Source organism: Myxococcaceae bacterium, assembly GCA_016000045.1.
Taxonomy (GTDB): Bacteria; Myxococcota; UBA727; order UBA727; family JABDBI01; genus AER2-1.
Genome location: JAECQY010000002.1, coordinates 64,444 through 88,672, shown reverse-complemented (window position 1 = coordinate 88,672; position 24,229 = coordinate 64,444). Strand labels below are relative to the sequence as shown.

Annotated in this window: 20 protein-coding genes; 11 read left to right on the top strand and 9 right to left on the bottom strand. The window is 47.4% G+C overall.

What is annotated here, in order from left to right; genetic code table 11:
• Positions 1–47 precede the first annotated feature (47 nt).
• Complete coding sequence (gene aspS, locus I8H75_01605) at positions 48–1,856, top strand: aspartate--tRNA ligase (protein ID MBH2006035.1); 1,809 nt, start codon at positions 48–50, stop codon at positions 1,854–1,856.
• On the opposite strand, the gene I8H75_01600 is transcribed toward aspS, so the two are convergent.
• Genes I8H75_01600 through I8H75_01580 form a run of 5 tightly spaced genes read right to left on the bottom strand, consistent with a single transcriptional unit; the run spans position 1,839 to position 7,752 of the window.
• Positions 1,839–4,028: an ATP-binding cassette domain-containing protein gene (locus I8H75_01600; GenBank protein ID MBH2006034.1), complete on the bottom strand. Its 2,190-nt coding sequence runs from the start codon at positions 4,026–4,028 to the stop codon at positions 1,839–1,841. The genes aspS and I8H75_01600 overlap by 18 nt on opposite strands.
• A gap of 29 nt (positions 4,029–4,057) precedes the next feature.
• Positions 4,058–4,699 (bottom strand): TRIC cation channel family protein, encoded by a 642-nt coding sequence (locus I8H75_01595; GenBank protein MBH2006033.1) that lies wholly within the window; start codon positions 4,697–4,699, stop codon positions 4,058–4,060.
• A complete protein-coding gene (locus tag I8H75_01590; GenBank protein ID MBH2006032.1) occupies positions 4,700–5,425 on the bottom strand; it encodes a YebC/PmpR family DNA-binding transcriptional regulator in 726 nt (241 codons plus the stop codon). It lies immediately after the preceding gene.
• Complete coding sequence (locus I8H75_01585) at positions 5,412–7,274, bottom strand: ATP-dependent DNA helicase (GenBank protein ID MBH2006031.1); 1,863 nt, start codon at positions 7,272–7,274, stop codon at positions 5,412–5,414. The genes I8H75_01590 and I8H75_01585 overlap by 14 nt, the downstream gene beginning before the upstream one ends.
• The gene (locus I8H75_01580) at positions 7,267–7,752 is read right to left on the bottom strand and encodes a YajQ family cyclic di-GMP-binding protein (protein MBH2006030.1); all 486 of its coding nucleotides are present in this window, start codon (positions 7,750–7,752) and stop codon (positions 7,267–7,269) included. The genes I8H75_01585 and I8H75_01580 overlap by 8 nt, the downstream gene beginning before the upstream one ends.
• Before the next feature lie 91 nt (positions 7,753–7,843).
• Between I8H75_01580 and nth the strand changes: the two genes are divergently transcribed.
• On the top strand, positions 7,844–8,503 hold the full coding sequence (nth, locus tag I8H75_01575) for an endonuclease III (protein ID MBH2006029.1): 660 nt from the start codon (positions 7,844–7,846) through the stop codon (positions 8,501–8,503).
• 23 nt (positions 8,504–8,526) lie between these two features.
• Positions 8,527–9,102 carry an ATP-binding protein gene (locus tag I8H75_01570; GenBank protein MBH2006028.1) on the top strand — a complete coding sequence of 192 codons (576 nt, stop codon included), beginning with the start codon at positions 8,527–8,529 and terminating at the stop codon, positions 9,100–9,102.
• Positions 9,103–9,148: 46 nt separating this feature from the next.
• On the opposite strand, the gene I8H75_01565 is transcribed toward I8H75_01570, so the two are convergent.
• The gene (locus I8H75_01565; protein ID MBH2006027.1) at positions 9,149–10,831 is read right to left on the bottom strand and encodes a hypothetical protein; all 1,683 of its coding nucleotides are present in this window, start codon (positions 10,829–10,831) and stop codon (positions 9,149–9,151) included.
• Between the two features lie 210 nt (positions 10,832–11,041).
• On the opposite strand from I8H75_01565, the gene I8H75_01560 reads away from it, so the two are divergent.
• The 3 genes from I8H75_01560 to I8H75_01550 all read left to right on the top strand — a co-directional run bounded on the left by I8H75_01560 (position 11,042) and on the right by I8H75_01550 (position 16,086).
• Positions 11,042–12,751 carry a DUF1566 domain-containing protein gene (locus tag I8H75_01560; protein ID MBH2006026.1) on the top strand — a complete coding sequence of 570 codons (1,710 nt, stop codon included), beginning with the start codon at positions 11,042–11,044 and terminating at the stop codon, positions 12,749–12,751.
• A gap of 174 nt (positions 12,752–12,925) precedes the next feature.
• The gene (locus tag I8H75_01555; GenBank protein ID MBH2006025.1) at positions 12,926–13,657 is read left to right on the top strand and encodes a metallophosphoesterase; all 732 of its coding nucleotides are present in this window, start codon (positions 12,926–12,928) and stop codon (positions 13,655–13,657) included.
• A gap of 74 nt (positions 13,658–13,731) precedes the next feature.
• Positions 13,732–16,086: a PBP1A family penicillin-binding protein gene (locus I8H75_01550; protein MBH2006024.1), complete on the top strand. Its 2,355-nt coding sequence runs from the start codon at positions 13,732–13,734 to the stop codon at positions 16,084–16,086.
• On the opposite strand, the gene I8H75_01545 is transcribed toward I8H75_01550, so the two are convergent.
• Positions 16,083–17,078, bottom strand: a complete 996-nt coding sequence (locus tag I8H75_01545) for a thioredoxin family protein (GenBank protein MBH2006023.1) — start codon at positions 17,076–17,078, stop codon at positions 16,083–16,085. The two genes, I8H75_01550 and I8H75_01545, sit on opposite strands and share 4 nt — an antisense overlap.
• A 94-nt stretch (positions 17,079–17,172) precedes the next feature.
• On the opposite strand from I8H75_01545, the gene I8H75_01540 reads away from it, so the two are divergent.
• Genes I8H75_01540 through I8H75_01530 form a run of 3 tightly spaced genes read left to right on the top strand, consistent with a single transcriptional unit; the run spans position 17,173 to position 20,249 of the window.
• Positions 17,173–18,588 (top strand): TldD/PmbA family protein, encoded by a 1,416-nt coding sequence (locus I8H75_01540; GenBank protein MBH2006022.1) that lies wholly within the window; start codon positions 17,173–17,175, stop codon positions 18,586–18,588.
• Complete coding sequence (locus I8H75_01535) at positions 18,585–19,913, top strand: hypothetical protein (GenBank protein ID MBH2006021.1); 1,329 nt, start codon at positions 18,585–18,587, stop codon at positions 19,911–19,913. The genes I8H75_01540 and I8H75_01535 overlap by 4 nt, the downstream gene beginning before the upstream one ends.
• 27 nt (positions 19,914–19,940) lie before the next feature.
• Entirely contained in the window at positions 19,941–20,249 is a 309-nt protein-coding gene (locus tag I8H75_01530) for a hypothetical protein (protein MBH2006020.1), read from the top strand.
• A 16-nt stretch (positions 20,250–20,265) separates the two neighbouring features.
• On the opposite strand, the gene I8H75_01525 is transcribed toward I8H75_01530, so the two are convergent.
• On the bottom strand, positions 20,266–21,330 hold the full coding sequence (locus tag I8H75_01525) for a hypothetical protein (GenBank protein ID MBH2006019.1): 1,065 nt from the start codon (positions 21,328–21,330) through the stop codon (positions 20,266–20,268).
• A 96-nt stretch (positions 21,331–21,426) separates the two neighbouring features.
• Here I8H75_01525 and I8H75_01520 point away from each other — a divergent pair, with 96 nt between their 5' ends.
• Together I8H75_01520 and I8H75_01515 are read left to right on the top strand one after the other, a co-directional pair.
• Positions 21,427–22,779 carry a UDP-N-acetylmuramate dehydrogenase gene (locus I8H75_01520; GenBank protein MBH2006018.1) on the top strand — a complete coding sequence of 451 codons (1,353 nt, stop codon included), beginning with the start codon at positions 21,427–21,429 and terminating at the stop codon, positions 22,777–22,779.
• A 61-nt stretch (positions 22,780–22,840) separates the two neighbouring features.
• Entirely contained in the window at positions 22,841–23,851 is a 1,011-nt protein-coding gene (locus I8H75_01515) for an ADP-ribosylglycohydrolase family protein (protein ID MBH2006017.1), read from the top strand.
• Here the strand turns inward: I8H75_01515 and I8H75_01510 are convergent.
• Positions 23,837–24,226, bottom strand: a complete 390-nt coding sequence (locus I8H75_01510) for a DoxX family protein (GenBank protein ID MBH2006016.1) — start codon at positions 24,224–24,226, stop codon at positions 23,837–23,839. The genes I8H75_01515 and I8H75_01510 overlap by 15 nt on opposite strands.
• Positions 24,227–24,229 lie beyond the last annotated feature (3 nt).

Here is a 24,229-nt window from a genome sequence, read left to right as displayed (position 1 = left end):
GCACGCTAATCCTTGAAAATTAAGGGCCGATACACTAGGTACTCCAGATGTCCAAATGGGTAGAATCGCAGCCTCGAACACACACGTGCAACCAGCTTACGAAAGCCAACTTGGGTGATCGGGTTATTTTGATGGGTTGGGTCCAATCCGTTCGGGACCATGGTGGAAGACGATTTGTTGATTTGCGAGATCGATATGGCCTCACGCAAATCGTTTTCAAACCTGAAACTTGTTCGCAATTGCATACCTGGGCACACGAATTAAGAAGCGAGTGGTGTATTGGAATCGCAGGAATGGTCGAGGACCGAACCGAAAATGGTGGCTCTCCCAATCTTCGTTTGGTGACGGGCGAAATCGAGGTGGATGTCCGAGAGCTGAATGTGTTCAGCAAATCGGATACGCCACCGTTTTTGATTGAAAATCGAATTGATACCAGCGAAGAAAAGCGCCTTGCTCACCGTGTTCTGGATCTCCGACGTCCTGCTCTTCAGTCTAATTTCAAACTCCGACATCGTGTCATGCAGACAACCCGCACGTATTTTGATCAACATGACTTTCTGGAAATTGAGACACCGGCATTGGTGAAGTACACGCCCGGTGGCGCTCGCAATTTCTTGGTGCCGAGCCGACAGCAGTCTCAATCGTTCTTCGCGTTGGCTGAAAGTCCTCAGCTCTTCAAACAAATGTTTATGATGGCGGGCTTGGATCGCTATTTCCAAATCGTTAAGTGTTTTCGCGATGAGGATCTGCGAGGAGATCGACAGCCTGAGTTTACACAAATCGATGTGGAAATGAGCTTTGTCGATGAACATCAGGTTCAAGCGATGGCGGAAGGCTTGATAAAAACCATTTTTAAACAGGCGATAGACGTCGCATTACCAGACTCATTTCCTCGGATGCCTTACGATGAAGCGATGGCGCGCTATGGAAGCGATAAACCGGATACTCGTTTTGGCTTGGAGCACACCGATTTAACGGAAATTTTGAGAGCGAGAAACGGAGCCGGAGTTCCTTTGTTTGAGCAGACTTTGAAAGCCGGTGGCATGATCAAAGCGATGCGTATTCCTGCGTCGTGTGAACTCTCTCGAACCGAAGTCGATAAACTGGAAGATCGGGTGAAGCAGCTTGGAGGACAAGGATTGGGGCGTGCCAAAGTCGCTGAATCTGGCACGGCATGGACTCAATCGCCATTTGCGAAAGTGATTTCAGAAGAGGGCTTGAACGCGATCAATCGAGCCTGCTTCGCAGAAGACGGTGATCTTATTTTGTTCCAAATGGGCAAACCCAAAACGGTTCATGCGGTTTTGAACGGTCTTAGGCTAAATTTGGGCAATCGGTTTAAGCTGATACCAGAAAATAGCTGGTCGATTCTTTGGATTACCGATTTCCCGTTGTTTGAATACGATGATGAATCAAAAAATTATGCTGCTGCGCATCACCCATTTACTTCGCCTCAAGCACAGAGTCTTGAAATATTGAGATTGGATCCGGCTGCTTGTAAAGCGAGGGCTTACGATTTGGTGGTGAATGGCCACGAGATTGGGGGAGGATCGATTCGAAATCACGACCCAGTCATTCAATCTAACATATTCGATGCGCTGGGAATCTCATGCGAAGAACAGCAGCAAAAATTTGGCTTTTTACTCGATGCTCTGCGCTATGGTCCACCTCCACACGGCGGAATTGCATTGGGCTTGGATCGCCTCTGCATGCTGTTGACAGGGTCTTCGAGTATCCGAGATGTGATTGCTTTCCCTAAAAGCCAAAAAGGAACCGATCTGCTCACGCAAGCACCGACTCCCGTCGATGCAAAACAATTGACAGATTTGGGAATCCAGCTACGGGTCGACGAATAGAAGTTTTTGATTTTCAAGTCGAAGTTCTGCAGCATAGAAAGCGTTGCTATCCTGGGCTTGGTGATCGATGGAGATTAAGAGGGCTGTGGGCAGGCGTTTCTGGATCAACTCCTGTGCGAGTTGGCGAGACGTTGGATCCATCGGCCCAAAAGTTTCATCGAGCAGCAAAATATCCGGGTTTAGTAAGACTGCTTTCAAAAGGGCTAATTTCTTTTTTTCTCCACCGCTGAGGGAGTCGGACCAACGTGTTTTCATTTCGTTCCAATCTTGGCACAAGGCAAGTTCGTCGCAAGCTATGCGTTCGGCGTCTTGATCTTCGATTCCGATAGCTTCGTAGAGGTTGCTGTCGGGCAAAAGATAGGTTTCTTGAGGAACTGCTGCGATACGAGGCAGCCCTTCCGTGTTCCAAAGGATGCGCCCTTCGCTCCAGAGCCTGTTATCGCGAAAGCCCAGAAGGATTTTGAAAAACGTCGATTTTCCGCAGCCATTTAAGCCGCTGAGCACATAGTAAGCCTGCGGGATGTGGATCGAAACGGAATGCGAGAACGTTTTGGTTGCTACTCCAAAAGAAAAATCTTCGAGTGAGAGGGATAGAGGATGGGAAGTTTCATAGGAGATCAACGCTGTTGGAGTTTCAAGCGGTTGCTGGAGAGTCTCAATTGCTTGTTTTAAATGGGCGAGTATCTGGCTTGTTTGGTTTAATTCAGAGGAAAATTTGCTTTGCCATCCGAGAGAATTGGCGACATGAAAGATTGAGTCTGCGATTAAGTGAGTATGGGTCGTTGGTTTATTTCCTAAGAGCGAAATAAAAAGATATTTTAAAACATAACGCAGACTGCCAAGCGACTCAAAGCAGATTGTTTTCAATGAACTCCAATGATCCGTTCGAATGAAAGATTTTTGTCGTTCCGGGATTAAATCAGTTAAACGATGGATGACATGGTTTGATTGATTGGCCAGATAAATGGGAGCCGCATGAGTCATCAGGTCTTGTTGCAGGATCGTGATTTTTGAATTCAGGACTTGCAGCCATGAATAATCGCCATTCATCTGAGAGCCAAGCCAATCAAAAAAAAGCGAAATACATTCCTCTGTTCCACTCAAGAGGTATACCGCATCGAGTGCATCATGAGAAAAGAGGGTTCCCAAATGATAAAATAGAGCGAGCCTTGAAGCGCGATGGCTATCGAGAAGGGTATAAGCATTCCGAATCGATTGATCCAGTTGAGCAAACAAATTATGAATTCGCACATCCGATTGATTCAAGCTTGGCAGCTTCATCATCACCGTTTCGTTCAGATATCGATTCTGAGTGCGGTTCTCAAGTTCTGCGAGAATTTGATTTCGATTATGCAAAGACGCCGTGTCGGTTCCTACTTTTAAAAGAACTTCGGTCAAAAGGACACATAAGTATGCCTGAACGGCTTGGAGGTAGGCAGGTCGTTCCAATCGATTGGCTTGTTCCCAAATAGCCGTGTAAAATGGAAACGAATTTTTCATGAAGTCCATGAGCAGAAGCTGAGAAGATAATACAAATTCGGTATGAGCGAAGTTCAGGCGATTGAAGTTCGAGGGCTCCCCAAGATCTTCAAATAAGTTTTTTAAAGAGTTTTGAAGAGGGTGAATAGAAGCACTCTCTGCTCGATTTTGGAGATTTTCTTTCGCGAAGAAAATAGTGGATAGCAGTGAAAGAGTATAAAAAGATTGCCGAGGCAATATTTTGTTGAAAGCATTGGCCTCTAAAATGTTTTTGAAAATGGGAGTCTTGGGGCTTAGGCTGCCGAGCAAAGTTCCCAACAATGCGCCTGGAAAACGGCCGAATTGGTAGCCCAATGCTCCTGCATGAACCGAAGTCGAAAACATACCCCAAGCGTTATCCAGTTGGTCGTCAATAAGCAAATATCCCAGAATGGCTCCCCCTGTGATTCTGGTTGCTTTGGAAAGAGGAAGCTGCTTCAGCGAAGCAATTCCAATGAGGGCTGGAACGAGATAAGGTTCTTCGCTGAAGCCTGAAGAAAGCAAAAGTTCGTCTACACATCCAGCCCCAGTCCCCCAAGCAGCACCTTGCAGTCCAGCCAATTGATAGCCGACCAAGCTTCCACTCAAGATGGATTCGATTTGGCTATGCGCTGAATGAGATAAAAAAAGGATAAAAACGAAATAGCGAATCATGCAGTCCGGCTAGCAGGTCTCGGTGAATTTTAGAAAGGGGAGCGCTGAAGCTGCTGGCGAATCGAGAACGCTCTTAAAGAGAGCATGAAAAATGCCGCCACGATAGCGGATAAGTCGTCTTTGCAGAAACTGTTTAGAGCCAAGTAAGCAAGCGAGCCAAACAGCGATACAACGATGTGATTGGGCGTCGAGAAGACCAGCGGAGGTCGATTGGAAATAATGTCGGATAAGATTCCGCCTCCGATGGCCGTCAAAATGCCCATCGTGGCAGCAATCTCTTTGGGTTGCCCAAGAGCGAGACTTTTTTCAACTCCGATGATGGTAAATATCGCAAGCCCCATCGCGTCCGCCCAAAGAAGCAAGGCTTTCAAACGGTAGTGGCTTAAAGTATCGATGACATATTGGCGGCCTAAAAAAAGCATCAACCCGATGAAACAAGGAATCCACAGAAAGAGCGTGTTGTCGATCCAAAAAATAGGCTGATCCAAAAGCAGATCGCGTAAGGTTCCTCCCCCGTTTGCTGTTAAGAAGGCGAGAAATACGGCTCCTGTATAATCCATTTTGGTTTCGGCGGCTCTTAAAGCTCCTGCGATGGCGGCAGCAATGATACCGGCTAATAGAAACGCTAAGTAGAAATAGTCAAATTTGATAACTGAATTAAAAGATTCCATCTAAGCTTCATTGGTCCATACCTTTTGGACATCATCTAAATCTTCTAGTAGATCCACTATTTTTTGCAATGCGTGAGAATTTTCTTCTGAAAGGCTGACCGGGCTTTCAGCCATCATTTCAATTTCAGAAGAAGCCACGAAGACGCCTTGGTGCTCAATCGCATCTTTGAGGTGAATCAAAAGCTCTGGAGCTGAAAATAAAACAAAGCCTTCGGATTCATCTTGTATCTCTTCCAGACCCGCATCAAGGCCCCACACTAATAGCATCTCATCGCTTAAGTTGGGGTTTTCTTGCTTGTCGATAAGGATTTGACCCTTCTTATGAAAAGCAAACGCGACCGAACCCGGTGTTCCTAGATTTCCACCGTTTTTATGAAAAGCGGCTCGGACTTCGCTGTAACTTCGGTTTCGATTGTCTGTCAGGCAGGAGACTAAAATCGCCACTCCTCCTGGCCCATAGCCTTCGTAGGTGAGCTCTTCGTAGTCGGCAGCATCTTCTTTGCCAGTGGCTTTCGCGAGGGCTCGCTGAATCGGCTCTTTCGACAGGTTATTGATTCGAGCGTCGTCCAAAGCCTTGCGAAGGCGTGGATTGCCGCTTGGATCCGTTCCTCCTAGCTTCGCAGCCACGGTGATTTCTCGTATGATTTTGGTCCAAACTTTGGATTTTTTGGCGTCTGCAACGCCTTTTTTATGTTTTACTTTAGACCATTTATTATGCCCAGCCATCGCCCCAAAACTCCTTCAATTTTTCAAATTGATCAACGCGCGTCATAGGAGGCAGAGCTTCCATGAATAGTCTACCGTATCCCTTTTGAATAATGCGCGGATCCAGGATTGCAACTGCGCCTCGGTCTGTATCGGTACGAAGCAATCTGCCCACTCCTTGCTTTAAGCTTAAAGCGGCTTGGGGAAGGGAAAGGCCAAAAAACGAATTTTCTCGGCGGCTTTCCATCAGCTGACAGCGCGCTTTATGAATGGGATCCTCGGGGGATTTGAAAGGAAGCCGATCAATGATTACCATTCGTAGGGTTTTACCCTGAACATCCACGCCTTCCCAGAACGAGTGTGTGGCGAACAAGACTGCTCCAAATGTTTTATCGGCCTCTACGAATCGTGCAATGAGTTCGAGTTTGGGGGCATCTCCTTGTTTTAGGACGAGCAGACCTTGATTTTCCAGAGTATGCTTCAACGCCTCGTAGGTGCTATTCATCGCTCGATAGCTGGTAAATAGGACAAAGGTTCCGCCTTGACTCAGATCAATCAAACGTTTGATTTCAGATTCTAAATCCATCGGATTTGCAGGAGTGTACAGGGCAGCCTGGTTGAGAGAATCAAAAGGAGGCTCTAGAATGAGCCCTTCACAAGACAGGCCCATGCGGCTTTGAATCGGTTCCAGACGACGATTCAGCGCCAAGGTTGCGCTGGTGAGTGCAATCGGGTTATCGGCTGCCCAAAGCGTGTTTTTAAGAACTTCCGAGGGTTCAATCGGAGCAGCGCTCAATACCTGACCTCGGCTATCGCGCTCTGAAAATATCACAAAGCCGGAGTGTTCTGTTTTTGGCGATAACATAAAATTCAATTCAGTGCTGATTTTGTGAAGACGCCTGGAGAGCAATTCCTGCTTGGCTGAGGTGAGGCAGATTTCTAAAAAGGCAAGTTTGGGCTGCAGTTCTTGAACGAATCCAGCGATTTCTTGTTTTTCCCAATGATCAGCAATGGAAGTAAAGAGAGGTAAGATCGCTTCGCAGGCTTCCAGGAATTGAGTTTGGCTTGTTTGGGCAATAAGCGGGGATATCTGTCTCAGATCTCGAGCTAGATAGCGCATTTGTCGACCGGTGATTTCCATGCCGAAGGCTTTGGTCGCCACGTCTTCGAGTGTGTGAGCTTCATCCAGAATCCAGACATCGACTTTGGGTAAGATTCGGCCAAATGGTTCGTCGCTACGATGATCTGCACAAAGCAAACTGTGGTTAACAACCAAAACTTCGGCGCCCTGAGCCGATTTTCGCAGGCGGGTCACGAAGCAATCGGCATAGAGTGGGCAAGACGAACCTAAGCAGGTGTCTGCGCTGGCGTTTAAGTCATTCCACCAGGGAGAGTCTTCGGGTAAAACCGTGAGTTCAGCGCGATCGCCTGTTTCGGTTTTCTTGATCCACGAACGAACAGCGTCGATTCGTTTGTTTTCTTGGCCATCGATCAGTTCGGCAGTAGGATTAAATTGTTCTGCTTTGAGTAAACACAGATAATTGGCTCTGCCTTTCATGAGAACAACGTTTTTCTGGACTCCCAATATCTTAAGAGCGAGAGGGATGTCTTTTTGAAACAGCTGGTCTTGCAGTGTTTTCGTGGCTGTAGAGACCAGTATTTTTTGATTTGCGTTTAAGGTCGTCAGCAAGTAAGCGAGCGATTTTCCAGTTCCAGTGCCAGCTTCGATCATGAGGCGCCCCCGGGAGGTATTCAGCAATCGCTGAATCGCATGAGCCATCGCTAACTGAGCCGGTCGAGGCTTGTAATTAGACAAAGCCTTAGCCATCGGCCCTTGAAGACCAAAAAGAGAGGAAAGAGATTTAGTCACGGAAGTTCGTAAAAGAAAGTTCAACCGCAAAATCTTTGGAACGCATCAAGGCAATCACAGCTTGTAAATCATCTTTTTTCTTTCCAGTCACGCGAACACTTTCACCTTGAATGGCGGAAGTGACTTTTAAAGAGCTGTCGTTGAGCGTTTGGATCAGCTTTTTGGCGTTTTCTTTATCAATGCCTTTCTTGAGATGAATGTCGAGGCGCCAGGTTTGCCCTCCTGCGGGGGCAGGTTCTTTTTTGTCTAAAAATTTAAGAGAAAGTTTTCGCTTAACAAACTTGTCTACCAAGACTTCGTAGGCGGCTTTGACACGTTCCTCGCTATTGGCAGATAATTGAAATCCTGGATCGACTCGCTTTAATTGGACTCCGGTTCCTTTAAAATCATAGCGCTGTGCGAGTTCACGTTCGGTCTGATCAAAGGCGTTCTGCACCTCGTGTTCGTCGATTTCAGATACAATATCGAAAGATGGCATGATAGGCTTGTACTCTGCCTGCCATGCAGTCGCAAGCCCTCCTTCTACTCAGTTGAAATTTTGCCATGAGCAGTGAACAATCACCCTCATCATGTCTGCAACCAAACCGCGAGCGATGCACATTTTAGATATCCTGAGTGCTTGTTATTCGGACGCTCAAATTGAGCTTTGTTTTGATAAAAGCGATCCTTGGCAATTGTTAGTGGCGGTGGTGTTATCCGCTCAGACCACAGACAAAGCGGTGAATAAAGTCACTCCCACTTTGTTTGAAGCCTATCCGAATGTTCAAGCCATGGCAGGCGCGAACATCGAAGAAGTGGCCATGCATATTCGTACTTTGGGTTTTTTCAAGACCAAAGCCACTCATCTCGTCCGCGGAGCCCAGAAAATTGTCGAAGATTTTGCTGGCCAGGTCCCAGCGGTCCGCGAAGATCTGGAACGCATCCCAGGAGTGGGTCCCAAGTCTGCAGCTGTTATCTTAGCGAATGCTTACGGTCAGGACTATATTGCGGTCGATACTCATGTCGGTCGGATTGCCCGAAGATTGGGTTTTAGCAAACACTCAGATCCATCGAAAGTAGAGCAGGACTTGAATCGTTTACTGCCCCAATCCCGAAGGCTAGAAGCGCATCATGTGTTCATTTTTCACGGTCGAAGGACTTGTTTTGCACGAAAGCCCAATTGCGTCTCGTGTCCAATTCATGCGTTGTGCCCCGCTTATTCCAGGAACCCTGCTTCTCAATTGGAATGAATCTGCTAGGAGAGGGAGCAGTTATGATTTATCCCAATCGCTCAAAATTAATTGTACTAACCGGTGGACCGGGGGCAGGCAAAACAACGGTCTTGGAAATGGTAAAGCACATGTTTACTGAGCGGGTGATTGTTCTTCATGAGGCTGCTAGCATGATCTACAACGGTGGCTTTATGCGTCGTTCCACACCCAGCGCGGTTCGATGTGCCCAGAGAGCCATCTATCATATTCAGCGAGAGCAAGAACGCATCGTTGAAGAGGAGGGATTCGCTCGGGTCGGCCTCTGCGATCGAGGAACTCTGGATGGACTTGCTTATTGGCCAGGAGAGCCCGATGATTTCTTTAAAAGCCTGGGAACAACGAAAGAAGCTGAGCTCGCTCGTTATGAGATGGTCATCCACATGAGAACGCCTAGCTTGGATTTAGGCTACAACAACGATAATCCCGCTCGAACCGAAGCTCCAGAACATGCAGCCGAGCTTGATCAACGTATGATAGAAGTTTGGGATGGGCATCCCAATCATTTTATTGTCGACAGTCGACAGGATTTTCTTCATAAGGCCGAAGAAGTCGTTGAGATTGTTTCCAGACTTCTTTGAAGCGATGTTATCCCCCTCTTTGCAAGGGGGATTTTTTTGACTTTGCTTACCGAGGAGCCAACCATTTTGAAGCCAGGTGAGCGGCGGCGGCAAATCCCCAAGCTGCTCGAGGGACAGGAATCATGCTTCCAATTCCTTGCATGTGAGCGACGCTTGTCAGAATGGCTGGAATGCCTAAAGCGATTTGACCCAGTGCGATGATAGGTTCCGGAGTCCAGCCCCATTGAGCAAGAATGAATAATATCTCTGCTTTGTCCAAGAAAGTGACTTCGCTGTTAAGATTGTACTTGAGGACGTCGTCTGCCAAAGCGTTAATCATCAAAATAGGAAGAACCGACTTCAAGCTGTTGGTGAACAAATCGAGGGGTTGTTGTCCGAAATTTTTTCGATGCAAAGCAATCAGCAATATCGCGGGCGTTGTTGCCGAAACGATGTTTTCAGTCATTTGCACGTAGTCGACACCATCTATCTTTAAAGTATCTCGAAGCGTTTCATGGGCCTGCCAAATACCGGTCTGAAAGTTTTCTGGAAGCAAAGCAGCACTGGTTTGAGCCATGGAATCTTTCACAAGTTCTGAGATTGCGTACGATGTCATTCCCGAAACCAATAAAGCGCCGGTTGCGTATTGGCAAAGATTCAAGACATGATGTGCTCGACCGCATTTCCAGTTGGCCTTGGATTTCGTTCCCAATCCGTGTGTGAGTAAGTGCAAGCTCGCGAGAATGGGTTCAAAAGCCTTGATCGCGAGAGAGTTGAGCTCTGCGTAGTACTTTGCAGATCCGTAGGGTTGCTCTTGAAGGCTTGCGTAGCGGTGTTTAATTTGGTCAACGTAAGAATCTTCGTAATCCAGGAAAAAAATAGGAAGGGAAAGCGTATTCTGAAATGCGATGAGAAATTCGTTGCCGTTGGGAACCAGGCCAATAAATTTTCTTAATCTTCGAGAGCTTTGTTGCAGATCGCTTAAAGCTTTGATGAGTGAATCACCCGCTAATGACAGCTCGCCATAGCGAAGGAATTCGGCGGCGTAGTAGGGTTGACGCAGAATCTCTACCATTTCGGCAAGAATGTCTTTTCCGATGATCACGAGACCAATTTCCCCAGCGTTTTGTTGAAACGATTCCAAAAACTGGTCTGAGTCACTAAAATCAAATGTGTGAAAGGGAATCTTAAGCGTGGTTGCAATGAAGTTGCCCCACAGTGAAACTTTGACCGCGTCGTTAAGTTCCGAAGAATGGCGTGCTCGCTCTAGGTTGCCTTCTGTGATCGGCAGTGGGCCAAATGGAAGGACTTTGATTAAGCCGTTTAAGTCTAGGCCCCAAGCGGTTGTGTGGATCGATAACGAGTTCGAGTAACCTGCAATTTGATTCGCTTTATGCCATGAACGAGTCCATTGTTTGGCGTTTAAAGATTCCAAAAGCGTGTCAACATCCGAGTGCCAGTCAATCGTTTCGTTCTTGGCGATCAATTGATCAATTTCGGGGGAGATCCCCTTATTTCCATTTTGAAGAAGCTTAGCCAGTCGCATGGCGGGCGGGTGTTTCGTGACATCGACCTGCTTCAAACGTTTGAGCATCGATTCCATAGTTGAAGCAGAAGGGTGATGCTCCAAAAAGTGGACGAATCCTTTCAACCATGAGTTCGGGTCGGTCCAATTGTGGCCGCCAGCCAATGCAAACCCGTGGAGCGATAAGAGCAAAAGAGAGATTGTGGTAATACTTTTTCGAGTCATTGGGATCCTTTCTTAAAAAAATGGCGCCTCACGATACCCAGAAATTTATGGTTTCGTCAATCTCTTGCGAAAGGGCTAAGGTAGGCAAAGTTGTATTTTTCAAGAAATTAGTGCAAACCAGATCGACATGTGCCAATGATTATGTTTAAAATCAATCCATATTGAAGGCGTATAAAGAGCTGCCTCTAACAAGGAGAGAGTGATTATTTTATGAATTTAGTTTTCGCTTCTATTTTCTTGATTTCTGTCTGGCCTCAAAATTTATTGGCTTGGAACTTATTTGGGCATCGCTTAGCTTGGTTGCAGGATACTTACTCGGAGGCCGCTCGGATCGGTCGACAGATCCGAGACAGCGTTCGAGAGGTGAAGCCCCTTTCGCTGGGTTCGGCTTGGGCCCCATTGATTCGCCTTGGGGACAACTACATCGCACAAATGACCCAACGGTCTCAGCGTATCAAAGAACTGCGGCAAGAAATCCACAAGCTGCGTCAGGTCGGAAAAGCTGTGGAATCATCGGAGGCCGAAGAAGAGCTTTTGCGACTGATTGAGCTCGATGCTTTGCCTGAGAAGTCCCAAAATCCAGAAGGTGGGCAGCTTGGATTGGGGCTATCGGATCTAGTACCGGGTGAACTATCGCCGGTGTCTGGGTTGAAGGTTTCAGTACCCCGATGCCATCGGATTCCTGGGGCGAGCGGCGCCTCGGCTCAACCAGAGCCGCTGCCGGCAGGCGTGCGTAACGACTTACCCGATTCTGGGATTCCTTTGGGAATTAGCAAGCGCGTTTTTAAGAACAAGACGCTTGTTCAAAACGCTGCCTACGCCAAAGCGGAAGCGCTGCCAACCGATCCAGAATGGCGTTTTATTTGGCGCTGCTTCTACCATGACAAACCAACTCAGTGGGGCCTTTCTCGAGTTTATTGTATTCATGATCGAAACCAAATGGGCGTTTTTGAAGCGAGCATCGTTCGGTTTGAGAAAGATGCTACGACTCAACCAACTTTGGGTATGGAGCCTCGAGAGGATCAACACGCTTTCCCGATCGAGCGCTGGAAACAAGTCGTTGCATCCTTTCAAAATATGCCGTTTTTGCCTCGTTTTTGGCTGAAACTGCGAGTCGAACATCCTACAATGGCGCACCCAAGCCAAGTGTCGGTCTTTGTAGAGGATTTGATTCCGGTTTTGATGCTTGTGTTGCAGCACGCGGATGTGAATGCAGATCAGAAACTTCGCAATGTGTTAAATTGGCATCTTGAGCGGCTCTTACGGCAAGCGCACGATGATGACTTGGAAGAAGATCAATTGGAGATATATGGGCAGCTGGCACAGCTGTTCAATGCGCAAGGGGAGGTGGATCAATCCGTGCGTCTCGCATTGACAGGAGCTTCAAGTGTGCAGGAAGTCGTTCACGCTCAAGCTTCGCAGGCAGTCGCTCCCGTCTCTGTTTCCACTCAAAGTGTATTGCCGCGGAATATCGTTCGTACGCAGTCGATGCGAGCGGATCCGCTCAGGCGAGCTAGCAATTGGTATAAAGGCCCGCGCGATGCTAAAGAAGTACCTGTTTTAGAGTGGGAATCCAGACGTTCTAAAGGAATGAATTTTATAGAGGCACAGGCTTACGTAGCGAGTCGTTCGTCGGAAGGATGGCGATTGCCAACGATTTGGGAATTAGAAGCGCTGTATCAGCAACGTGATGTCTTAGGAGAGGATCTTTTGCAAGGGCTGCATTGGTCTAGTACGGCAATTTCGTGCGAGCCAGGTGGCTCGTGGAACGTCAATCTCGATTTTGGCTTCGTCAGCTCAAGTGATTTCGGTCATACAGGTTGTGTCCGGTTTGTGCGCTGCAAACGAGATTTTCTTACTTTTCATTTTGAATCCGCTGAAAAAGTTCGCTCCTGTGACCGATTTTTACCATCGCCATAAAGTAGTCTCTTGGCTTAGGCTTGAGCAAAACGAGGAGTTTCTGAAGAAAGCGCTCATCCAGTACAAGCCGTTTCTTGTGTTACTCTTCTTCCACCAAGGGTCTGGAAAATTCAGACCATTTCTTTTCAAATCCCGCGTTGCTCGATTCTTGCAAAGGGGGTACTGGCCTGGGATATGGTGCGAGTCTGGGGTATTAGCGACCTACATCTTTCTTTTTCAACGAATAAACCGATGGATGTGTTTGGCCATCATTGGCGAGGTCATGCCGATCAGATGGCCAAGGCCTGGGATGCTCTCGTTTCCCCAGAAGACATTGTCCTGTGCCCAGGAGATCTTTCGTGGGCGATGCGCTTAGAGGAAGCGAAAGCCGATTTAGAGTGGATTGGAGCTCGGCCAGGCCAAAAAATATTAGGTCGCGGAAATCACGACTATTGGTGGAGCAGCATCAGCAAAGTGCGAGCGAGTTTGCCCAGTGGCTGTGTTGCCCTTCAGAACGACTGTGTTGATCTAGGGTTTACTGTGGTGGCGGGCAGTCGGTGCTGGGCTGCTCCAGGAGGGCTTGATTACTCTGCTCAGGATCAAAAAATTTACGAACGAGAATGCATTCGGCTTCATTTATCTCTGGAAGCAGCTCAAAAAATCGCGAAGGGTCGCCCTTTGATTGCTGCAATCCATTACCCGCCTTTTGCTGCGAATCATGGTCCAACCGGATTTTCCGAGCTGCTTGAAAAATACGCTGTGCGTTTGTGTGTCTATGGTCACTTGCATGGTGAACGATCGCATCGAACCGCAGTCCAGGGAGAGGTTCGAGGCGTGGAATATCGTTTATTGGCCTGTGATTTTCTCAAATTTTCGCCTGCTTTATTGGTCGCAGATACCGACGCCTTGGGCTTGAACCTGGCGTGATTCATTTCGAATTCGGGGCTGCTGAGAGCCCAGGTACTTGATCATGTTAGCTGATTCGTCCTAAGACAGTGCCAGTGAAAAGTAAGAAATTAAAAAAAATTTTACTCGTTTTGGGAATGGGTTTCGCGTTCGTTTTAGGGGCATCGGTTGCGGTCATCGAAGCGATATTGAACGGTTTACCGAGGTTGGATCAAGTAGAAGATTATCAGCCTTACCAGGTAAGCCGCCTGTACGATGTCAATCATCAACTGATCGGGGAGTTCTACGTTGAAAAACGGACGCTCATCGCGATTAAATCTCTTCCTCCATTGGTTCGAAACGCGTTTCTAGCGGCTGAAGATGCCGATTTTTACCGACATCAAGGCATCGATTATTTTGGTATAGCCAGAGCGATTTTAAACGAAGTGAAATACCAGTTTGTTGGTGGGCAACGTTTAGGGGGGAGTACCATCACGCAGCAAACCGCCAAGACCATGCTTTTGGGACGCCAGAGAACTTACACGCGTAAAATCAAAGAGTTCATTATGGCCAAGCGCATTGAAGACGCTTTAACGAAAGATGAGATTTTGAATCTCTACTTAAACCAAATCTATTTTGGAAATGGAGCTTATGGACTGGAAGAAGCAGCCATGACCTATTATGGCGTATCTGCTAAAAATCTGACCTTGTGCCAGGCGGCGTCGCTGGCTTCGGTTCCCAAAAGCCCCAATAAAATTAATCCGATCAAAGATCCTGAACGCGTTCGTCAGCGTCGAGATTATGTGCTGGATCAGATGGTGAGTCACAAATTCATCACGGAAGCCGTTGCGCATAAAGCACGAGCGGAACCGATTGTGGTGCATCCAAAAACGCACCCTTACCTCAATAGCGCTCCTTATTTTGCGGAAGAAGTGCGGCAGTTTATGATCGAAAAATTTGGCGAAGAGGCTCTTTATAAACAGGGTTTTCAGATTCATTCTGGGATCCAGGGAAGCATTCAAATAGCGGCGAATGAAGCTTTGCGATGGGGGCTTCGCGTGATTGACAAGCGCCATGGATACCGAGGGCCAATTGCTAGATTTCCTTCTGAGGATGCTAAGCAAGCAGTCGAGAGAATTGAAAAAGTTCGCCATCTCCGAGTAGATACCATCGTCATGGGAGTGGTTGAGAACGTTTCTGCTGCGACTCAGCGGGCGAGCGTTTTAGTCGCCAATGGAAAAAAGGGATTCCTTCCCCTTTCGAAAGTCCTCTGGGCGAGGCCATACAATCCCAATGGATACACACTGCCTCCCAAAGAAATTTCGGCCCTGTTTAAAGTAGGCGATATTATCTGGGTTCGTGTTGATTCGATAAAGGAATCCGGGATTGAGCTTTCTCTGGAGCAACGTCCGATTGTAGAAGGAGCTCTGGTTGCGATTCACCCGCAAAGTCATCGCATTGTTGCGATGGTCGGTGGTTATGATTTTGCAGCTTCCAATTACAATCGTGCAACGCAAGCCAGACGCCAACCCGGCTCTTCGTTTAAACCTTTTGTTTATACAGCTGCTTTGGAAGACGGTCTGGTCACTCCAGCTACCTTAATCAACGATGCACCCAAAGTTTATGGATCCTGGAAACCCAAAAATGCAGATGGCAAATTTCGAGGAAAGATCACATTAAGACAATGTCTGATTTCTTCGGTGAATATGTGCAGCATTGATTTGCTGGAGCGAACGGGTGTTTCTTCCGTCCTGGATTTGGCAGAACGGGCCGGGGAGATAACGGAAAATAATTCGATGCCAAAGGATTTGACATTGGCCTTGGGTTCCGGAGAAGTCACTCCACTTTTACACGTCAATGCTTTTACGCTGTATCCGAATGCGGGATTGTTAGCGAAGCCGGTTCTTGTGGATAAGATATTCGATCAACGCGGGAATTTGCTTTTTCAAGCTCGGGTAGAAGAATCGGAAGTCGTCAAACCAGCCACCGCCTACGTGATGACCAATATGATGCGTGGAATGATGGCAGGAGCCGGGCGGCGAATCACGGGTTTGACGGATGCTTTGGCCGGAAAAACAGGCACCACCAATGAATACCGGAGTGCCTGGTTCTTAGGTTTTTCGCAGGATTTAACGGCAGGCGTCTATGTGGGTTTTGATGACAATCGCTCCTTGGGAGTTGCGGAATATGGGGCTCGGACAGCCTTGCCTATCTGGGGGCGGTTTATGGGAAATGCCTTGAAAGTCATGCCAGCTCGCGAGTTTATTCAGCCTGAAGGAATTGTTTGGCGTCTGATTGACCAACAGACTGGAGAATTGGCCAAATCGAATCAAACCTACGATCCAGAAGCTCTTGCAAGCGTTCGAGATGAAAGCGAATCTCTATCCGATGACCCCATCCAGCACAAGTCTGCTATCCTAGAAGCCTTCATAGCAGGCACAGAGCCGGGAGCTGTTCTCACAACGGACTAGTGCCTTAAGCTACGTCGGAGCAGTTTTAAGAAAGTTTTGGGTTCTACAAATCCGCTGACCTTTCTTCCAGAATCCAAAAAAACCAAGGTCGGGAGACCTACGACCTTGTACGCTTCTTGAAGCCCAAGGCTTTTAGGCGTCTCGTGGCTCACGTCGATTCGGATCAGAGCAAAATTCTCAAGAACTTTTTGAACCTCTGGGTTTTTCAGAGTTTTTTCATCAAGCTCTTGGCATAAAGTGCACCATTCTGCCCAAAAATCGAGGATGATTTTCTTATTTTGGCTTCGCGCAAGACGTATTTCCGCTTCGACCTGTTCAAAAGCCTGAAGAGAGCGCGAAGAGAATCCTTTGTAGGCTCGAAACCCGTATCCCAGGCTCGCAAAAATCAACAAAGCGCCGAGTGCAAATTTAATGCGGTTCATCCAGTGTCCGCTCTTGGGCAGATAGCGAATAGCCGAAGAGAAAGTGCCGAGTATGAGAAAGGGAAAGCCCATGCCCAGGGAATACGCGATCATATCGTAAATGGCTTGAGCTAAGTGATGCTTGCTCGCAATGCTGGTAAGAATCAAAGCCAGAATAGGTCCTGTGCAAGGGGCTGCAATCAACCCGGCAAAGAGGCCCATTGTGAAGGCATGAAGATAGCCAGACTTCGGGCCTAAGCGATCCAAGCGTTCATGCCATGCAGGAGGCAAAGCCCAAGAATAGAGGCCAAACAAGTTGGCCGCCATGGCCAACAAAAAGGAAGCCAGAGCTAAGTTGATCCAGGGACTTTGCAAGAGGGATCCCGCTAGCCAACCCACAGAGGCGAATAAAATTCCCAATGTGCAGTAGAGCAGGACCATTCCTGAGACATAGGTGCTTGTGAGTAGAAAGCCGTTCCAATGAGAGTCATTGCGTCGAACTCCGATCACGCTCAGCGTCATTGGGATTAGAGGATAGACGCAGGGAGTCAGGCAACTCAAAAAACCCGCGATAAAACTAGAGAGCAGCATCAGAGAAACTTAAGTGAAACGGCGAAACATTTCCAGTTCCTTCTGCCTTTCGTACAAGCTTGTGCATTGAGAAGCATTGATTTAAAGATTGAGAATGCTCCACTTTCTCAAGCCCGATGTTGATTTTTGGTCTGTTCGAAAAGTGACCCGTCATTCGGAAACGTTGACGGTGCGCCAGGGTGTTTTAGAACCGCCTTATCAAGGATGGGACGAAGGTGTTTACGTATGCGTGCTAAACCGAGGAGGCGCCGGTTACGCGTGTGTGCCAGATAGCAGCCAAGCGGGGCTTCGAAGTGCTTTTGAGCGTGCCAAATCTTGGGCTGAAGTTGCAGCTTCTCAGGGTCTTTTTAGACCCGATTGCATGACCCAATCCGCGGAGCTGGGCATCTATCAAACACCGATTCGAAAGCCTTGGCATCAAGCGAGTTTATCGGATCGCATCGATCTTTTGCTTCAGGCATCTCAGAAATTGAAACACGATGCTCGTGTGATCGACTGGATGACCCAGTTTTCTTACGTTCGTTCGACGCAGCGGTTCGAAAGTTCTTTGGGAGCCCAAATTGTGCAAGAGTTTGATTATTTTGACCCGGCCTTAAGTGCCACTGCGCATCACAATTCAAAAACTCAGACCCGAACTTTAGCGGGGCATGGTGTTGCCAGGCAGGCTGGTTTAGAGCTTTTAGAGGAATTGGATTGGCTGCATTCTGCCAATCGTGTGGCGGAAGAAGCTTTGGAATTGGTGATGGCTGAAAATTGTCCGACCGGCGTTCTGGATTTGCTCCTCGCTCCGGATCAAATGATGCTTCAAACTCATGAGTCCATCGGTCATCCTCTGGAACTCGATCGCATCCTGGGAGATGAGCGCAATTACGCGGGGACCAGCTTTGTGACTCAAGAGATGTTTGGCAGCTTTCACTATGGTTCTAAACTGCTGAATGTTACTTTTGATCCGAGTCAATCGGGTGAATGTGCAAGCTATGCCTTTGATGATGAAGGATCGAAGGCTGAAAAAATTTACTTAATCGAAGAAGGGGTTCTCAAACGCCCACTGGGTAGTGCGTTGTCTGGAGCTCGTACGGGTCTAGCCAGTGTTGCGAATTCAAGAGCTTGCAATTGGAATCGGCCACCGATTGATCGAATGGCCAATCTCAACTTAGAACCCGGAAGCAGCTCTTTGGAAAGCATGATTCAATCCGTGGAAAAAGGGGTGTACATGAAGTCCAATCTGTCCTGGTCGATTGATGATTCTCGCAATAAATTTCAATTTGGCTGCGAGTGGGCTCAGCTCATCGAAAACGGACGTTTAACTCGAGTGGTTCGAAACCCTAATTACCGTGGGATTTCCAGTTCTTTTTGGCAGAATTTAGCGATGGTGGGAGATCAACAAACGCGCGGTATGTATGGAACTCCTACGTGTGGAAAGGGTGAGCCCAATCAAGCTATTCGTGTGGGTCATGCCTCTCCGGCTTGCTTGTTTTCGGGTATCGACGTGTTCGGGGGCCAAGAATGAAACGAAGAGATTATTTTTACGTTCTTGCAGACCGTATTCAGCAGAACCTGTTGGCTGGAGAGCGTTTCACGGCTTGGTACTCAGGGGAGGATTCGGATTTTGTTCGCATCAATCAAGCTTGCATTCGTCAGGCGGGCTGCGTGTCGCAGAGATTCTTAAGCCTTTGTTTGGTAGCAGAAGGAAAACAAGTGCGTGCGACTTTTGGCCTGACTGGAGAGTTGGAGCGAGATGTCGAGCAACTTGGTTTACAGCTCAAGCAGCAGCGAGAAATGATTCCAGTGCTTCCAAGAGACCCATTCTTGCTGATTTCAGATGCCAATCATTCCAGCGAATCGTCTCCTGAATCTCAGTTGGGAAATACTCAAACGGCGATTTCCGAAATTTTAACATTCGCGCGGAATTTGGATTTGGTCGGAATTTACGCTCAAGGATCCATCGATCGCGGTTTTGCCAGTTCTTCAGGGCAACGAAACTGGATGAGTAAGTCCAGCTTTAATTTTGATTTCAGCGTGTACCATGAGAAAGACAAGGCGGTTAAGGCAAGTTACGCGGGTTTTTTGTTTGATCCAAAGCATTTTGAACAAGAACTCGTCGAAGTTCAAGAAAAGCTTCACATCTTAAAGCTGCCTTCTCAGACCCTATCTCCTGGACGCTATCGGGCTTATTTTACACCCTCCGCGCTTTCGGATTTAATCGGAATGCTTGGGTGGGGTGGCTTGAGCGAAAGAAGCTTGCAAACCAAGCACTCTTGTTTAGTGAAGATGCGTGACCAAGGTTTCAAATTAAGCTCAAAGCTTTCGATCAGCGAAGCTACGGCTCAAGGAATTGGGCCTTTGTTTCAATCCGAAGGATTTATCAAGCCTGCTGAGATACCGCTCATTCGGGAAGGAAGGCTGGTGGGAAGCTTAGTATCTCCAAGAACGGCTCAAGAGTACGGTCTGAGAACCAATGGAGCGAGCTTCGAAGAATCCCCTGAAGCTTACTCTGTAGCTCCTGGAGAACTTTTTCGGGCGAATGTCTTGCAGGAGCTTGGAACCGGGATTTTTGTGGGAAATCTTTGGTATTTGAATTTTTCGGATCGCTCATCCGCTCGAATTACCGGAATGACTCGATTTGCCACCTTTTGGGTGGAGAAAGGTCAAATTGTGGCTCCTCTGAGTGTGATGCGCTTTGACGATTGTTTGTATGATTTATTGGGGTCCAATTTACTTGCATTCACTCAAGAGCGTGATTTCATTTTGGATGCGCAAACGTATGAACAACGATCAACGGCCAGTGCTCATATGCCCGGTGCGTTGGTGCAAGACTTTCACTTAACTCTTTAAAAGCAAGGAAAAAATATGAGATTGGGAGTGCTATTTTTATGGGGACTCAGCCTTCATGCTGCAGAGGCTCAAAAAGCAACCGTTCCCCCCAAAGGTCTGGCTGGTGCCTCAAAAATAGGGGCTCAGAAAGTTCATGAAGGTGTGGTTAGCGAACGGATTCAAAAAGATCCATTTCTTTATCTAAGAATCGGGGAACAATGGTTCGCGATTGTCGATGAAAAAACAGAAAAAGGCATTAAAATTAAATTATTAGAACAGTCTAGGTTGAGTAATTTCTATTCGAAACAACTCAATAAAACATTTAAAGTATTAATTTTTGCAAAAATGATAAAATGATTGATAAAAATAAAAATTAACGACGATCAAGTCCTAAAATTTTTCGCATGGCGGGATTCTTAATCGAGTAAGGATCGGCGATGGCGTTTCGGAAGTTAAATGCAGGTTTTAGTCGAAATAGTTTTTTAATAATATCTAGATCATTATTTTTCAAAGCGAATTCAAATAATTTTCTCTCTCCATTGCTGAGTTTATTTTTAGGTGATTTTTTCGCTAAAATTTGAAGCTTTGATTCATTCCCTAAGTCCATCATGCGTAATTGCAAAAATAGCTTGATAGCGCTGATCAAGGATAATTGATCGCTTGCGTAAGGTCGCTTACCTAGGATCTCAGACATCACTTCGTAGTTTTTTTTCTCTCGTCCGTCGTTTTGTTTGACTTGCCCGTAGGGTAGCTTAAATGCTTCTGAGAGGATCTGCTCTTCCATGGGGCTGACTCCCCAAGTGGCATACTTCGATTCTCCCAGCAGTTGCGTGATTTTGGCTTTATTTTCCGCTGCCTTCCAAATGGAGCGCCCTTGATCGTCGAAAAGATAATCCAGTTCAACCAGCGGTCTCTTGTTGAGGAGATCAACGACGATTTCGAATTTATTTTCATCTACTGCTCGGAATAAAGCGTCTTTTTCAGATTTAGTGATAAAAAGTTCATGTTGTCTAAATCGCGTGATATCTGCCGGATCTTGGGGAGCTCGCCACTCCACGCGATCGGTTTTTTCGAATTCTTCGTTCGGCCTGAGATTTTCTGAGACTTGGAAGGCAGTGGCGGCTTTGCTTGGGGCTATTGTGGATTGCAGGTCTGCTGGGTTGGGCGTGGATTTAATGCTTGTAAGCTCTGGCTGAGCTGAGATGGGGCTGGATGGCTTCAATACGGGCTTAGACGTTTTTCGGTTGAATCGATCTGCTAGCCAGCTGAAAAACGCGTGAATGCGAGAGGGCTGGAACTTGGCGGGTTCCCTCTGTTGAGAATTTCGATGGATTGAACTCGGATGAAATGTGTCTCGAAAAGAGGGGGTGTTTGAATGCTCAGGCCTTAATTTTGAAGGATCTTGGGTTTGTAAATTGCGGCGGATGAAATGAATCATATTAAGACTATAGATCAAAGCAGAAAATTTTTTGCTGGATTCATGAAAAACGCTTCAAAGCTTGGCTTTCTATGAGCTTTACGCTAATTAAAAGCCATGAAAATCTATCTCATAGGAGTGGCTGGAACCGCTATGGGTGCTTTTGCAGGTCTTTTAAAAGCAGCCGGGCATGAAGTCGAAGGATCGGATTCGGGAGTGTATCCGCCCATGGACGCCAAGCTTCAAGAGTGGGGGATTCCTGTCAAAACACCGTACCAGGCTGCGAACCTATCCATGGACTTGGATTGGGTGGTCGTTGGCAACGCCATCAGCCAATCTCACCCTGAAGTCCAGGCTCTGCAAAGCCTGGGACTTGCGTACGCTTCATTTCCGCAAACTTTATCCAATTTGTTTTTACAAGATCGTCAATCGATTGTTGCAACAGGAACGCATGGCAAAACCACCATTAGCGCTCTTTTGGCGCACACGCTCGTACACGCTGGTTTCGATCCGAGCTTTTTGATCGGAGGAATCCCTAAAAATTTTAACGAAAGCTTTCGCTTAGGGCAAGGCGCTCACTTTGTGGTGGAAGGCGATGAATACGATACGGCCTACTTTGATAAAGGGCCTAAATTTCTGCACTATCGGCCCAAATACTTGCTGTGTAGTTCATTGGAGCATGACCACGCGGATATCTACGCCAACGTGGATCAGATTGTTGAACGTTTTGCTCAGGTTCTGTCTCTAGTCCCAGAAGAAGGAGTGGTGGTATTGAATACGCTTTACCCTGAACTTCAACGAGCCTTGGAAAAGGCGACTCTGAAAGCGAAACTGATCCCTTACGCAGAGCCTCAGGATTGTTGGGAGAATGAAGAAGGTTTGAGATTTACGGTGGATGGGCAAGCCATCCGGATTCCGTTGTCCGGCAGACACAACGCGCAGAATGCGCTGGGTTGCTATCGCATTTTGCAAGCCGTGGGATTAAGCCATGATCAAATTCGAGATGGATTTGAAGCGTTTCAAGGAGTCAAGCGGCGCATGGAGGTGGTGGGTCAATTCGGCGGCGTTACGGTCATTGACGACTTTGCTCACCATCCCACGGCAGTTCAGCTTACTTTAGAAGGAGCTCGAAAGCGTTTTAAAAATCAATCCATTTGGGCCTTGTTTGAACCACGCTCTGCAAGCAGTTGTCGACGTGTTTTTCAAGATGCCTATGCGCAGAGCTTCGATTCGGCTGATCGCGTGCTTTTAGCGCCTCCTGGGCGCTCGTTAGAGCCCGAACTGAGTTTGGATGTAGCGAAGCTTGCCACACAGATTGGTTCTAAGGCAGAAGCTTTTGACTCTGTGGATGCTCTGATCAGGGCAGTGCGGGAGGGTGTGCTCCCGAATACGGTTTTGTTATGCATGTCGAATGGGCCTTTTGAGGGTATTCATCAGCGGCTTCTTGAGACGATTCAGTCGAAATTCTAAATTCGATGTAGCCCTGCGACGCGCAGGGTGTTAGCACTTTGGCTCTTGGGACTTTAATGACATGATTGCTTCGAATCTGAAATCTTTGGAAGGCTTGGTATGGGGAGTTGCACGAGGAGACTCGAGAAACCGAATGCACCGATTTCGAAATCCTCCTCATTATCTTCATTCCGCGACAGGAACTTGGTTTTTAGCCACGTATCAAGCTCTTTTTAGTCATTGCGATCTCTCACTCAAGCTCGATTTGCTTGCTTCCCCCAGATACGGTTTAGCACTGCGTGGGAGCCTTCCTTCTTTAGGAACAACGTTGATGGAGGTCTTTAATCACCATCCAACCCTCAAGCTCGTTGCTGATATTTTGCCGGCGATGATGCCCTTGAGCTTTAGTCTTAAGAAAGAGAAAGAGCTTGCCAGTCAAGTGGTTGAGATGGTGCATGTGACGCATCGACATCCTCGCGTTATTGCATCGGTTGCCTTGTTGGTAGGGGCTATGAAAGCCTTTTTAGAAGATTCTACGGCGTCCCTTGAAACCCAGTTGTTGCAAGGCGAAGCATTGGCTGAGCAGGTGTTGCATCTGCTTTTTGAAAAACGTGAAGCGGACACGCCTCAAACAATCTTAGGGGCTCGACAAGCTCTGCAATATTACGTTGCCTTGGCGAAAGGGGCAGACGATTATTCGAGTCTTCAAGTTCCGATCGGTTTTGATGGACGCGATTCGCCCGAGCAGCTCGTTGTTTATTGCCTCAAAGCGGTTCAGGAGTCCGAAGATATCGAAGAGCTGGTTCGACAGAATCTGGATCATAGCGGGACCAACGATATTATCGTTCCCATGCTTTGGGGCTTGTTCGGTTTTCGAAACGGTTTGGGATCCTTCGCAAAAGATTGGCATCAAGGGCTTTTAGGAAAAGAAGTCTGGTTGCGCCATTTGCATGCCTTGGCTCAGCGCGATTGTTACTTTCCTTGCCTGGCAGAAGTCGAAATTCGCCTGGCCGAAGAAGAGCAACTCGCCCTTAAGTGTCTGGAGCATTTACCGATTGCGGTTCGTGCTCGGAATCAATTAGCGCTTTTCTAGAATAAGACGGTCAAAGGAGTAAGAACCTGCGCCGAGAAGAGCAATCGCAAGAAATCCGATTGCGTAAATGAAAGGCAGTTCAAAAGTATTAAAGGCTTGACCGAAGTGAACTTTCCAGACAGCGGTCCCCATCGTAAAGAGAAGCGGTATGGCTGCCAGGCGAGTAAAAGCGCCAAAAACCACGAGCAAAGAGCAGACTAACTCTGCAAAAATGACTAAGCCCATGCTGAGAACTGGCCCGATTCCGTAGGGATCGGGGAAAGAATGAGATTGCTCTGTAAAACTAAACAGTTTAGTGAAACCGTGCCCAAAAGCCATGGGCAATCCGAAACCAAAGCGAAGGGCCAACTTTCCAAGATCGTTAAGTGTCTCCATGGT

Excerpts from the sequence above, each read along its gene's own strand:
- I8H75_01545 (MBH2006023.1), bottom strand. The coding sequence starts at position 17,078 with ATGCTGCTCTCTAGTTTTATCGCGGGTTTTTTGAGTTGCCTGACTCCC.
- I8H75_01600 (MBH2006034.1), bottom strand. The coding sequence starts at position 4,028 with ATGATTCGCTATTTCGTTTTTATCCTTTTTTTATCTCATTCAGCGCAT.
- I8H75_01535 (MBH2006021.1), top strand. The coding sequence starts at position 18,585 with ATGAAACGAAGAGATTATTTTTACGTTCTTGCAGACCGTATTCAGCAG.
- I8H75_01590 (MBH2006032.1), bottom strand. The coding sequence starts at position 5,425 with ATGGCTGGGCATAATAAATGGTCTAAAGTAAAACATAAAAAAGGCGTT.
- I8H75_01560 (MBH2006026.1), top strand. The coding sequence starts at position 11,042 with ATGAATTTAGTTTTCGCTTCTATTTTCTTGATTTCTGTCTGGCCTCAA.
- I8H75_01525 (MBH2006019.1), bottom strand. The coding sequence starts at position 21,330 with ATGATTCATTTCATCCGCCGCAATTTACAAACCCAAGATCCTTCAAAA.
- I8H75_01515 (MBH2006017.1), top strand. The coding sequence starts at position 22,841 with ATGATTGCTTCGAATCTGAAATCTTTGGAAGGCTTGGTATGGGGAGTT.
- aspS (MBH2006035.1), top strand. The coding sequence starts at position 48 with ATGTCCAAATGGGTAGAATCGCAGCCTCGAACACACACGTGCAACCAG.
- nth (MBH2006029.1), top strand. The coding sequence starts at position 7,844 with ATGTCTGCAACCAAACCGCGAGCGATGCACATTTTAGATATCCTGAGT.
- I8H75_01570 (MBH2006028.1), top strand. The coding sequence starts at position 8,527 with ATGATTTATCCCAATCGCTCAAAATTAATTGTACTAACCGGTGGACCG.
- I8H75_01580 (MBH2006030.1), bottom strand. The coding sequence starts at position 7,752 with ATGCCATCTTTCGATATTGTATCTGAAATCGACGAACACGAGGTGCAG.
- I8H75_01540 (MBH2006022.1), top strand. The coding sequence starts at position 17,173 with ATGCTCCACTTTCTCAAGCCCGATGTTGATTTTTGGTCTGTTCGAAAA.
- I8H75_01565 (MBH2006027.1), bottom strand. The coding sequence starts at position 10,831 with ATGACTCGAAAAAGTATTACCACAATCTCTCTTTTGCTCTTATCGCTC.
- I8H75_01555 (MBH2006025.1), top strand. The coding sequence starts at position 12,926 with ATGGTGCGAGTCTGGGGTATTAGCGACCTACATCTTTCTTTTTCAACG.
- I8H75_01595 (MBH2006033.1), bottom strand. The coding sequence starts at position 4,699 with ATGGAATCTTTTAATTCAGTTATCAAATTTGACTATTTCTACTTAGCG.
- I8H75_01520 (MBH2006018.1), top strand. The coding sequence starts at position 21,427 with ATGAAAATCTATCTCATAGGAGTGGCTGGAACCGCTATGGGTGCTTTT.
- I8H75_01510 (MBH2006016.1), bottom strand. The coding sequence starts at position 24,226 with ATGGAGACACTTAACGATCTTGGAAAGTTGGCCCTTCGCTTTGGTTTC.